Annotated in this window: 13 protein-coding genes; 7 read left to right on the top strand and 6 right to left on the bottom strand. The window is 28.8% G+C overall.

The genetic code is table 11. The features are described 5' to 3' along the window. Window positions 1–25 precede the first annotated feature (25 nt). From ELQ07_RS03880 to ELQ07_RS03870, 3 genes are read left to right on the top strand one after another with little or no spacing between them, the layout of a single operon-like run. Entirely contained in the window at window positions 26–448 is a 423-nt protein-coding gene (locus tag ELQ07_RS03880) for a chemotaxis protein CheX (protein ID WP_002934004.1), read from the top strand. Further along, entirely contained in the window at window positions 448–756 is a 309-nt protein-coding gene (gene fliN, locus ELQ07_RS03875) for a flagellar motor switch protein FliN (RefSeq protein WP_002824739.1), read from the top strand. Before ELQ07_RS03880 ends, fliN begins: the two co-directional genes overlap by 1 nt. After that, window positions 757–1,560, top strand: coding sequence for a hypothetical protein (locus ELQ07_RS03870; protein ID WP_134224760.1), 804 nt, complete (start codon window positions 757–759; stop codon window positions 1,558–1,560). It begins immediately after the preceding gene. Here the strand turns inward: ELQ07_RS03870 and ELQ07_RS03865 are convergent. The 5 genes from ELQ07_RS03865 to plsY form a co-directional block, all read right to left on the bottom strand. Next, on the bottom strand, window positions 1,557–3,017 hold the full coding sequence (locus ELQ07_RS03865) for a Ppx/GppA phosphatase family protein (RefSeq protein ID WP_052858526.1): 1,461 nt from the start codon (window positions 3,015–3,017) through the stop codon (window positions 1,557–1,559). The genes ELQ07_RS03870 and ELQ07_RS03865 overlap by 4 nt on opposite strands. Further along, the gene (locus ELQ07_RS03860) at window positions 3,017–3,262 is read right to left on the bottom strand and encodes a YfhL family 4Fe-4S dicluster ferredoxin (protein ID WP_002854647.1); all 246 of its coding nucleotides are present in this window, start codon (window positions 3,260–3,262) and stop codon (window positions 3,017–3,019) included. The genes ELQ07_RS03865 and ELQ07_RS03860 overlap by 1 nt, the downstream gene beginning before the upstream one ends. Before the next feature lie 112 nt (window positions 3,263–3,374). After that, window positions 3,375–4,046 carry a homeostatic response regulator transcription factor HsrA gene (gene hsrA / locus ELQ07_RS03855; RefSeq protein ID WP_002857553.1) on the bottom strand — a complete coding sequence of 224 codons (672 nt, stop codon included), beginning with the start codon at window positions 4,044–4,046 and terminating at the stop codon, window positions 3,375–3,377. Between the two features lie 78 nt (window positions 4,047–4,124). Next, entirely contained in the window at window positions 4,125–4,442 is a 318-nt protein-coding gene (locus ELQ07_RS03850) for a dihydroneopterin aldolase (protein WP_070316728.1), read from the bottom strand. Then, window positions 4,427–5,035: a glycerol-3-phosphate 1-O-acyltransferase PlsY gene (gene plsY / locus ELQ07_RS03845; protein WP_070316729.1), complete on the bottom strand. Its 609-nt coding sequence runs from the start codon at window positions 5,033–5,035 to the stop codon at window positions 4,427–4,429. Before plsY ends, ELQ07_RS03850 begins: the two co-directional genes overlap by 16 nt. Window positions 5,036–5,234: 199 nt before the next feature. Between plsY and ELQ07_RS03840 the strand changes: the two genes are divergently transcribed. From ELQ07_RS03840 to hemJ, 4 genes are all read left to right on the top strand, one after another. Next, the gene (locus ELQ07_RS03840; protein ID WP_002857587.1) at window positions 5,235–6,260 is read left to right on the top strand and encodes a cytochrome-c peroxidase; all 1,026 of its coding nucleotides are present in this window, start codon (window positions 5,235–5,237) and stop codon (window positions 6,258–6,260) included. A gap of 94 nt (window positions 6,261–6,354) precedes the next feature. Continuing rightward, window positions 6,355–7,692: a phosphoglucosamine mutase gene (glmM, locus tag ELQ07_RS03835; protein ID WP_088303795.1), complete on the top strand. Its 1,338-nt coding sequence runs from the start codon at window positions 6,355–6,357 to the stop codon at window positions 7,690–7,692. Beyond that, on the top strand, window positions 7,685–8,155 hold the full coding sequence (gene lspA / locus ELQ07_RS03830) for a signal peptidase II (protein WP_134224759.1): 471 nt from the start codon (window positions 7,685–7,687) through the stop codon (window positions 8,153–8,155). Before glmM ends, lspA begins: the two co-directional genes overlap by 8 nt. Next, window positions 8,139–8,591 carry a protoporphyrinogen oxidase HemJ gene (hemJ, locus tag ELQ07_RS03825; protein ID WP_134224758.1) on the top strand — a complete coding sequence of 151 codons (453 nt, stop codon included), beginning with the start codon at window positions 8,139–8,141 and terminating at the stop codon, window positions 8,589–8,591. The genes lspA and hemJ overlap by 17 nt, the downstream gene beginning before the upstream one ends. On the opposite strand, the gene ELQ07_RS03820 is transcribed toward hemJ, so the two are convergent. Further along, window positions 8,588–9,934, bottom strand: a complete 1,347-nt coding sequence (locus ELQ07_RS03820; protein ID WP_134224757.1) for a coproporphyrinogen III oxidase family protein — start codon at window positions 9,932–9,934, stop codon at window positions 8,588–8,590. The genes hemJ and ELQ07_RS03820 overlap by 4 nt on opposite strands. Window positions 9,935–10,020 lie beyond the last annotated feature (86 nt).

Raw genomic sequence — 10,020 nt, 5'->3', positions numbered from 1 at the left:
TAAGTTTTTTATAAAGGTGGTAGCTATGTTAAAGATTCTTGAGTATTCCATCACTCATTTTTGCGAGCATATCTTAAGACTTCGCATTGAAGCAGCTCAAGATATAAGCGGTGAACTTTATGGAGCGAGTATTCCTATCATGGGCAAAAGTGAAGGAGAAAGTAATTTTTATTTATTTTTTCCAAAAGAATTTTTAAAAAAAATTGCAGAAATTTTAATTAATGATGAAAAATTTAAAGAAGATGACTGGTGCGATTTAACTAAAGAATGTGCCAATCAGATTATAGGTTATGCTAAAAATTTGTTAAATGATGCCAAGGGTGATGACGAGTATAAACTCGGAATTCCGGAATATTTAGGAAAAGTTGATTTTTCTGAAATAGTTCTAGATGAAGCTTTAACTTATAAATTTGAAAATTGTTATTTTAGAATAGGATATTGCAAATAATGAGCGATGATATAGAGTTTAACATTCATCATGGGCTTTTACAATCTTATGAAGATATCTTAGATATTACAGTAGATTTTGTAAGCGAGCTTGGAACTACAAATATGAGTGTAGCGGAGCTTTTAAAACTTGAAGTAGGTTCGGTTATTGATCTTGAAAAGCCTGCTGGAGAAAGCGTTGAGCTTTATATCAATAAAAGAATTTTTGGCAAAGGCGAGGTTATGGTTTATGAAAAAAATCTCGCTATAAGAATTAATGAAATTTTGGATTCTAAGACTGTGCTTCAATATTTTAAAAAAGAAATTTAAATGAGATTGCTAGTATTATTTTTTTTAATTTTACCTTTATATAGTGTTGAGTTGATTAGTTATAATATCTACGATAGAAATGATCGAGTAGATTTAATGCTTTCCTTTGATAATGCTTATAATGGCAAGATTTCTCAAAAAAAAGAAAAAAATTTAACTCTTTTAACTTTTAGTGATTTAACATATTCTAAAGATGAATTAAAAGAACTTAACTCTCAACTTGTAGATAAAATTAGTATTAGTTCTAAAAATAATAATACCTATATTATGCTACAAAACAAACAAAATATTAATTTAGAACTTAGCTCTATCAATGATAAATTTGGAATAAGAATACGAGCTATAGAGCAAGGGAAAGCAAATATCGAATCTGTAGCATCACCTATAACTACTGCGAATAGTTCTCAAGAATTAATGCCTAAACCAAAAAGTACAAGTTTAGAAGGGTATGATTATACAAATTATATCTTAGTAATGTTGATTTTAGTTATTTTGTTAATAGTGCTTTGGTGGTTTAAAAAGACTATGGTTTATAAAAATAACAATGTTTCTAGAGATTTTACTATGATTTTCCAAAGATTTTTAGATAAAAATAATCAACTTGTTGTTTTTGATCACGCCAACAAACGTTATACAATGATAATAGGTAATTCCAATGTACTTTTAGAAAGTGTTGAAATTCCAGAGGAACAAATAATAAAACATACAGAAAAAACAGAGAAAAATTTTGATTCTTTTTTTGAAGAGAATAAAAAAAGAATTCAAAATCTTATAGAGCAGCGTCAAAAAGGTAAAAAATCTTAAATTTTTTGATTGATTGCTAATGCTATGGTAGCTGGTTTTGCAATTTTTTTGAGCTCATCTTTGGGTAAATTAAGAATTTTGTTTTCTTGATATATATAAAGAGTATTGTTTGCAAAAGCAAAATCAATCTTATCTTCATTTGTGCTTAAAGTTTTAGCTAAGCACAAAATAAAATTAAGCCATGAAATGGTATGAATATTGGGTAAAAGTTGTTTATAGGGTTCAAGATTATAAGGATTAACTTTTTTTCCATTAAGCTTAATAATGCTAGCAATTAAAGCTTTTTCTTTATGCGAAAATCCATAATTTAATCCACCTAGTACAAAATGAGCAGAGTGTTCATTAGCAAAATAGAAATTTAAATATTCTCCAATATGGCATAATTTAGCAGCATTTAGTAAAGTATGTTTGTAGTTATCGTTAAGTCTATGAAGATTTTTAAGGGCTGTAAAAATTTGGAGAGCAAAATGTGGAGTTTTATTTTTTTGTTTTGATTGTAAAAATTTATCTTGTAAACATTTTAAACTAGGATTGAAATTTGATGGAAATGTGATTTTAGGACGAAGCAAATCTTGTAAATAAACTCCTTCTCTGATTCCAACTCCACTCGTGATAACTTGTTTGGCTTTTATTTTTTCCGCAATCTTTAAAAAAATAAATATACCTTCTTTAATGGTATCAAAACGATCCTTTTTTATGCCAAAATTGATTAAAGAGTCTAAGTTTGAATTAAAAATTTTTAAAATATGTCCTTTTTCTTCATCTAGCATATAGCGAAAATCATGTAAATTTTTCAGTGGATAGGAATTTTTTTGCATGATGGAATTAGATATTGCTCTTAAGCTTCCACCTATTGCAATAAGGTTTTGATTGCAAAATTCTTTAGGAATTTGTTCTAAAATTGGTTTTATAAATTCTTCTAAAGAATCCATTTTTCCAGTATCATAGAATAATTCTTTTAGCCTAACAGTGCCAATATCAAGAGATATGCAAGAAATAATTCTATTATTTTTTATTAAACACAATTCACTAGAACCACCACCTATGTCTAAAGTGGTTCCATCCTTAAAAGGACTTAATAAATTTAAAGCCGCAAGACCACCTAAGTAGCTTTCGCTTTTTCCATCTATACAGCGTATATTTAAAGACAGATTATCTTTGATTCTCTTAATGAAATTTTTTGAATTTGGGGCATCTCTTAAGGCTGATGTGCCTACTATAAATATTTTTTTACATTTATGCTTTAAAGCGCATTGTTTGAAAAAAGCTAAAGCATCTTCAGCTCTTTGCATGGCTTCTTCTTGGAGAATTTTACCATTATTATAAGCATTTTCTCCAAGTCTTACTTTGCGTTTGTATTCGCAAGTTGTATAAAAACCATATCTAGAAGTTTTTTCAAAAATCACCATTCTAATGGAGTTTGAGCCAAGATCAACAACGGCTGTTTTTTTTGCCATTAAAATTCTCTATCTCTATGTTTGAGTTTTAATTCTTCTATAGTTTCTACATTATCAGGATCAGGAATGATACATTCATATGGGCAAGCAACAATACAGGCAGGCTCTGAAAAATCATTAACGCACTCTGAACAAAGATCAGGGTCTATTACATAAATTGGACTATTTTCATAAATAGCTTCATCAGGACATTCTTCTCTGCAAGCATCACAACATACGCAGTCTTTTGTAATTAAAAGAGACATCATAACCTTTCAAAAATTTAAAAAATAATTTTAGTTTATACAATAACCAAACTTAAATAAAATATAAAAATAGAAATAAAGATAAATTTTTTGCACCGAAGGTGCAAAATTGTTAAGATTTTTTAGGAAAGCAGAAACGGTATCCTCTACGACGAACTGTTTCTATGGTAGATATATTTAATGGTTTATCCATTTTTTGACGAATTTGATTGATAGCTACTTCGATAACATTTGGAGTTACTAGCTCAGGTTCTTCCCAGATAGCATCTAAAAGTTGTTCTTTGGATACAATTTGATCTGAATGTCTTGCTAAGTGCGTTAAAACTTCAAAAGGTTTTCCTTTAAGTTCTATATCTTGACCTTTATAAGTAATTTTTTCCTCATCTGGATCAATAACTAAGTCTTCAATTTTAATAACATTGGTTCCGCCAAGTCTTAGTCTTGCTTCAATTCTTGCGAGTAGAATATCAAAATCTAAAGGTTTTTTAACAAAATCATCAGCTCCAGCTTTTAAAGCTTTGATTTCTGTTTCTTTGTCTGTTTTTGAAGACATAATCATAACTGAAGTTCTTGGAGATTTATGTTTAATGGTATTAACAAGTTCTGCTCCATCTCCATCGGGTAAAGTCCAGTTTGCTAAAACTAAATCATAATGTCTAATGCCGATAAAGTATTCTCCATCTTTAAAATTTTCAGAAGAATCGGTTTGATAACCAAATTCATTAAGATTGTCTATAATTGTTTTATTTAGGCTAATCTCATCTTCTATAACTAAAATTCTCATTTGTTCTATCCTTATTAAGAAAAATTTAAAAAATTATATCATAGTTTAAGTAAATGTTTAGATATCTTTAAAAAAAAATTAATATTTTTTTTTCAATTTAACCCCAACTGTAGCATTTTTTATTATATGGGGTTTGAAAATTTTTATGTTAAGATTGGTTAAATTAGGAAAATCTTTTTTTAAATTTAAGCTTACAAAGCCTAAAGACTCTTCAAGGGTGTAAAATTCTTCTTTTTTATACCATTTTTTAATTTTGGTAATTACCTCTGCATAATTTAAAAATTCATTTGCTTTAGCTTTAAGCTTGATAATAATTTTTTGTTTTTTTCTTCTTTCGAAATCTAATATACCAATGATACACTTAAAGTGAAATTTTATTTTTATATGACTTTGCATTCTTCTTTAAAAATCAATCTTTTAATATTAGGTAGATGTTTATATACTATAATAAAAGCGATAATGAAAACGGGTGCATGTGTATGAATTTCTAAGTCATAATTAAATATAAAAGAACTTACAACAAAGGCAAGTAATGCTGCTAAAGAAGCTAGCGAAGATATTTTAAAAATTTTTCCAATAATTGCCCAAACAATAAATGCTGTAAGTACTTCCAATGGAAGTAAAACTATCATAGCACCTGCTCCTGTTGCTATGCCTTTACCTCCTTCAAATAACAAGTAAATTGAAAAACAGTGTCCAAAAATAGCCAAAACTGCGACGCTCCAAAGCAAAGCTTGATCATAATGAAGAAATTTCAAGATTAGTAAAGGAATAGCTGCTTTTGCAAAATCTAAAATTATTGTAGCAATGGCAAGTTTTTTTGCTAGTTTGGGATTTTTTTCTTTTACTACTCTTAAAACATTGGTTGCCCCTATACTTTTTGAACCTTCTTTTTTGATATCAGTTTTAGCAAAAAATTTAGCTAGGATTAGCCCAAAAGGGATTGAACCTAAAAGATATATAAAAGCGTAAATTATTAAATTTTCCATAATATCCTTTTCAAATCATCTTAAAATTTTAAGATTTATAACTAAAAATTATATCTTATGAAAATAAATAAACAAAAAATAATTTTTAAGATAAAAATAGTATTAATTAATTGTAAATATTTTTTAATAATATTTATTTTTATTTAAGCTCTAAATGATTATTATTTTATTTTAATTTATCTTTAATAGGAGTTTGTAAATGAAAGTAAAATCATTGCTAATCGCATCCTTAGTTGCTTTTTCAAGCTTAAATGCTGCAAGTCTTATAGATGAAGCTAAAAATTCAGGTCTTGTTGCCTTACCAAAAGATCAAAAAGGCGTTGATGAAATTTTAAAACAAAATGGAGTAAAGGCTAGTGAATTTACTCTTGAAAAAGCAGAGCTTGGCAAAAAGCTCTATTTTGAACCACGTCTTTCAAAAAGTGGTATCATTTCTTGTAATACCTGTCATAATGTAGGACTTGGTGGAACAGATGGAATCAGTACTGCAATAGGTCATAAATGGACAGCAAATCCTCATCATTTAAATTCACCAACAGTTTATAATGCAGTTTTAAATAATACTCAATTTTGGGATGGTCGTGCAGGAACATTAGCCGATCAAGCTAAAGGTCCAATCCAAGCTGATCCTGAAATGGCAACTCCTGCTAAACTTGCAGTAGAAAAAATTTCATCTTTGCCTGAATATGTGAGTGAGTTTAAAAAAATCTATGGTAAAAGCGGTGTAAATTTTGACAATATTGCTGATGCAATTGCAAATTTTGAAAGAACTTTGATCACTCCATCTCGTTTTGATAAATTTTTAGAAGGCGATGAAAAAGCTTTAACAAAAGAAGAACAAAAAGGCTTAAAGCTTTTTATAGATAAAGGTTGTGTAGCTTGTCATAATGGTGTGAATTTAGGTGGCAATATGCAAGCGTTTGAAGTTGCTGGTAAATATAAATTTGCAAATTTAGGTGATTTTAAAGGTGATGCAAATGGCATGGTAAAAACTCCAACTTTAAGAAATGTTGCTGAAACTGCTCCATATTTTCATAATGGTGCGATTTGGAATTTAAAAGATGCTATTAAGGAAATGGGTAGTGTGCAACTTGGCATTAAAATTTCTGATAAAGAAGCAAAAAGTATTGAAACTTTCTTAAAATCTTTAACAGGAACAAAACCAGCAATTGTTTATCCACAACTTCCTATTTCTACTGAAAAAACTCCTAAACCTGAACTATAAGGTTTCCAAACGAGCTCTATTTTTAGGGCTTGTTTAAATTTCTTTATCTTAGCTTTGTTATAATTGTCTTTAAATTTTGCTAGAAAGGTTTGCAATGAAACTTTTTGGAACTGATGGAGTTCGTGGAAAAGCGGGTGAATTTTTAGATAGTTTTTTGGCTATGCGTTTAGCAATGGCTGCGGGTATTTATTTTAAAGATAAAAGTATTACTAATAATATCTTAGTAGGAAAAGATACAAGAAGAAGTGGTTATATGATAGAAAATGCTATTGTTTCCGGACTTACTTCTATAGGATATAATGTTATACAAATTGGTCCTATGCCAACTCCTGCGATTGCATTCTTAACTGAAGATATGCGTTGTGATGCAGGGATTATGATTTCAGCTTCTCACAATCCTTATTATGATAATGGTATTAAATTTTTTGATTCTCATGGAAACAAACTTAGTGAAGATATAGAGAAAAAAATAGAAGAAATTTATTTTGATGATAAGCTTATACAAGCCTCTAAGGTGGATATGGAAAAAATTGGTCAAGCAAAAAGAATTGATGATGTTATAGGAAGATATATTGTTTCTATTAAAAATTCTTTTCCAAAAGATCTTACTTTAAAGTCTTTGCGTGTGGTTTTAGATGTGGCTCATGGAGCAGCTTATAAGGTAGCACCTACTGTTTTTAAGGAATTAGGTGCTGAAGTTATAGTAATGAGTGATAAACCCAATGGACTTAATATCAATGAAAATTGTGGAGCTTTGCATCCTGCAAACTTAGCTGCTGAAGTAAAGCGTTTGCGTGCAGATGTGGGCTTTGCTTTTGATGGTGATGCGGATCGTTTGGTGGTTGTAGATGAAAAAGGCGAAGTGGCTAATGGAGATAGTTTATTGGGTGTATTAGCACTTTATCTTAAAGAACAAGGTAAATTACAATCAAGTGTTGTAGCCACTATAATGAGTAATGGTGCTTTAAAAGAATTTTTAAATAAACATGGTATAGAACTTGATACTTGTAATGTGGGTGATAAATATGTGCTTGAAAAATTAAAAGCTAATGGTGGAAATTTTGGTGGAGAGCAAAGTGGGCATATTATTTTTAGCGATTATGCAAAAACTGGAGATGGCTTAATAGCTGCTTTGCAATTTAGTGCTTTAATGCTTTCTAAGAAAAAATCTGCAAGTTCTATTTTGGGTCAAGTTAAGCCTTATCCTCAGCTTTTAACCAATCTTAAAATTGCAGAAAAAAAAGATTTGGATAAAATTAAAGGTTTAAAAGAATTAAAAAAAGATTTAGAAAATAAAAATATCAATACCTTATTTCGCTATTCTGGAACTGAAAATTTGATAAGACTTTTACTAGAAGCCAAAGATATTAAGCTCTTAGAAAAAGAAATGAAAAATGTTGTGGAGTTTTTTAAGAAAGCTTTAAATGGCTAAAACTTTTAAATTTATTTTTTATTTTTGGGGTGCCTTTGTTTTGGTTTTTGTCCTTGATCAATGGGTGAAATCCTTAACTTTAGCAGGACTTAGATGGCAGAGTGAATACTTAGATTTAACTTATGCTCTAAATACAGGCGTAGCTTTTTCAATGTTGAGTTTTTTAGAACATAATTTAAAATATTTACATCTTGCTTTAATTGGAGTGCTTTTTATTTATCTTTTTTGGCAAAAAACACTTTTAAAAACTCATAGCATAGCTTTTGGAATGATGCTTGGTGCTGGCGTTTCAAATTTATTGGATCGTTTTATATACGGAGGTGTAGTGGATATGTTTTTTTGGCATAAATGGTTTAATTTTGCTATTTTTAATGTTGCAGATGTCATGATAAATATAAGTGTGGCTTTGATTTTAATACAAGGAATATTTAAAAAAAGGAAAAAAGATGACAGAATGGATTAATGATTATTATTTTTGGATTAAATGGGTGCATTATTTGGCATTTGTTTCTTGGATGGCTGGACTTTTTTATTTACCTCGTCTTTTTGTGTATCATGCTGAACATAAAGACAATAAAGGTTTTGTCGAGATTGTAAAAATTCAAGAAAGAAAACTTTATTTTTATATACAAACTCCTGCAATGATTGTGACTTTAATCACAGGAAGTTTAATGTTGCATGCTCATAAGGAAGTTTTAATGGTAGGTGCGGGTTTTATGCATGTTAAACTTACCTGTGTTACACTTTTGATTATTTTTCATATACATAATTATTATTGTTTAAAAGCTTTAGCAAATGATACTTCTACTAAAAGTGGGAAATACTTTAGAATTTATAATGAACTTCCAACTATAATGTTTATTATTATCGCTTTAATGATGGTTGTTCGTCCCTTTTAGTTTGTCTCCGCTTTAAATTCCATACTAGCGGAGTTAAGCGGATCAATATTTTCTTTCATGATATCGATATAATCTTTATTTTTAAGACGCTTATCATCTCTAAATACTGCACGCACAAGATCCATTCCTGTGTAAAAATCTTTCATTAAAACCACAAAAAGATATCGACCAAATTCAGTTGCGATTAAAGCATTTTGATCTTTTATGATGGCACCACTTGTTTTAAGCCCTAAAAGTTCTATGAAAAGTTCTTTTTCGAGGTTGCAATTTAGAGTTTTGTTGAATTTATCAATTTCTATTTTCCCTGAAAAAATTTCAGTTAAAAAGACATATTTGATAATTTCTTTTTTATCAAAACAAGCTTTGGCTATATTAGCATTTTGTTTTTCTTGTATAAATTTAGCATAATCATTTAGATTAAATGCATTAATTAAAAGCTCCCCATCTAAAAAGCTAAAAGCCCCGCTGCCCACTCCTAGGTATTCATGATGAGAACTGACATATTCATCATTAAGCTTGTTTTTTTCTAAAGAAAAACTCCAACCATTGTTTTGGGTATAGTCTTTAAAAAATTCGCATATGATTTGATAATAAGTAAATTCATTATCTTTAATACTTACTCCTAAACTTTTGGCGATATTATCTTTGGTGAGATTTGATTTCATTAAAGGATAGGTTGTGATTTGTTGTGGGGCTAAATTTTTAGCAATTTCTAAGTCATTTAAAAGTTGTTTTTCACTTTGTCCTGGAAGATTGAAAATAAGATCTATACTAAAAATAGGTAAAATTCCTAAAGCTTTTGAAATTTTTTCTTGAAGTTCTTTAGATGAACCAAATTTATTATATCTTGCCACTTTTTTTAAAGTTTCATCATCAAAACTTTGAATCCCGCAACTTAAACGATCAATTATACCTTTAAACATAGAAAGCTTGTTTGGATCAATATGATTTGGATCGCTTTCACATGAAATTTCTTTTATATTAAATAACTTTTTACAAAGTTCTAAAGTTTTTAATAATTCCTCTTCATTAATCAGTGTTGTACCACCACCCACATACATGGAGGTAAAATCAAAACCTTTATCTTTCATAATTTTAATTTCTTCTCTAAGATTTTGAAAATACACTTTGGCTAAATTTTCATCATAATAGTATTTATGAAAACTACAATAAGGACAAAAAGTATGACAAAAAGGTACATGAGCATAAAGCATATAGCTTTTATCTTGTTTTGGAATTTTTTCTTTGGGTTGTTTTAAAAGTTCGACATTGAAACCTTTTTGTAGGGATTTTTCCATCATAGTATGAGAGTATTTTAAAGCTAAATTTTGAAATAAATTCATAAGTGGCCTATATATTAAAATATTTAAGACATAACTTTATCAATTTTTAGCTAAAATAGGAGTAAATTTTTTATTTCTTAAATAAA

Source organism: Campylobacter sp. US55, assembly GCF_004378955.1.
GTDB classification, from domain to species: domain Bacteria; phylum Campylobacterota; class Campylobacteria; order Campylobacterales; family Campylobacteraceae; genus Campylobacter_D; species Campylobacter_D jejuni.
The sequence above is the reverse complement of the archived record's forward strand: the minus strand, read 5'-3'. Positions and strand labels throughout refer to the sequence as shown.

Bases quoted from the DNA above. Each gene is read 5' to 3' on its own strand.
- lspA (WP_134224759.1), top strand. From the start codon at position 7,685: ATGGCTAAAACTTTTAAATTTATTTTTTATTTTTGGGGTGCCTTTGTT.
- hsrA (WP_002857553.1), bottom strand. From the start codon at position 4,046: ATGAGAATTTTAGTTATAGAAGATGAGATTAGCCTAAATAAAACAATT.
- ELQ07_RS03860 (WP_002854647.1), bottom strand. From the start codon at position 3,262: ATGTCTCTTTTAATTACAAAAGACTGCGTATGTTGTGATGCTTGCAGA.
- ELQ07_RS03820 (WP_134224757.1), bottom strand. From the start codon at position 9,934: ATGAATTTATTTCAAAATTTAGCTTTAAAATACTCTCATACTATGATG.
- ELQ07_RS03865 (WP_052858526.1), bottom strand. From the start codon at position 3,017: ATGGCAAAAAAAACAGCCGTTGTTGATCTTGGCTCAAACTCCATTAGA.
- ELQ07_RS03870 (WP_134224760.1), top strand. From the start codon at position 757: ATGAGATTGCTAGTATTATTTTTTTTAATTTTACCTTTATATAGTGTT.
- ELQ07_RS03880 (WP_002934004.1), top strand. From the start codon at position 26: ATGTTAAAGATTCTTGAGTATTCCATCACTCATTTTTGCGAGCATATC.
- glmM (WP_088303795.1), top strand. From the start codon at position 6,355: ATGAAACTTTTTGGAACTGATGGAGTTCGTGGAAAAGCGGGTGAATTT.
- ELQ07_RS03840 (WP_002857587.1), top strand. From the start codon at position 5,235: ATGAAAGTAAAATCATTGCTAATCGCATCCTTAGTTGCTTTTTCAAGC.
- hemJ (WP_134224758.1), top strand. From the start codon at position 8,139: ATGACAGAATGGATTAATGATTATTATTTTTGGATTAAATGGGTGCAT.
- fliN (WP_002824739.1), top strand. From the start codon at position 448: ATGAGCGATGATATAGAGTTTAACATTCATCATGGGCTTTTACAATCT.
- plsY (WP_070316729.1), bottom strand. From the start codon at position 5,035: ATGGAAAATTTAATAATTTACGCTTTTATATATCTTTTAGGTTCAATC.
- ELQ07_RS03850 (WP_070316728.1), bottom strand. From the start codon at position 4,442: ATGCAAAGTCATATAAAAATAAAATTTCACTTTAAGTGTATCATTGGT.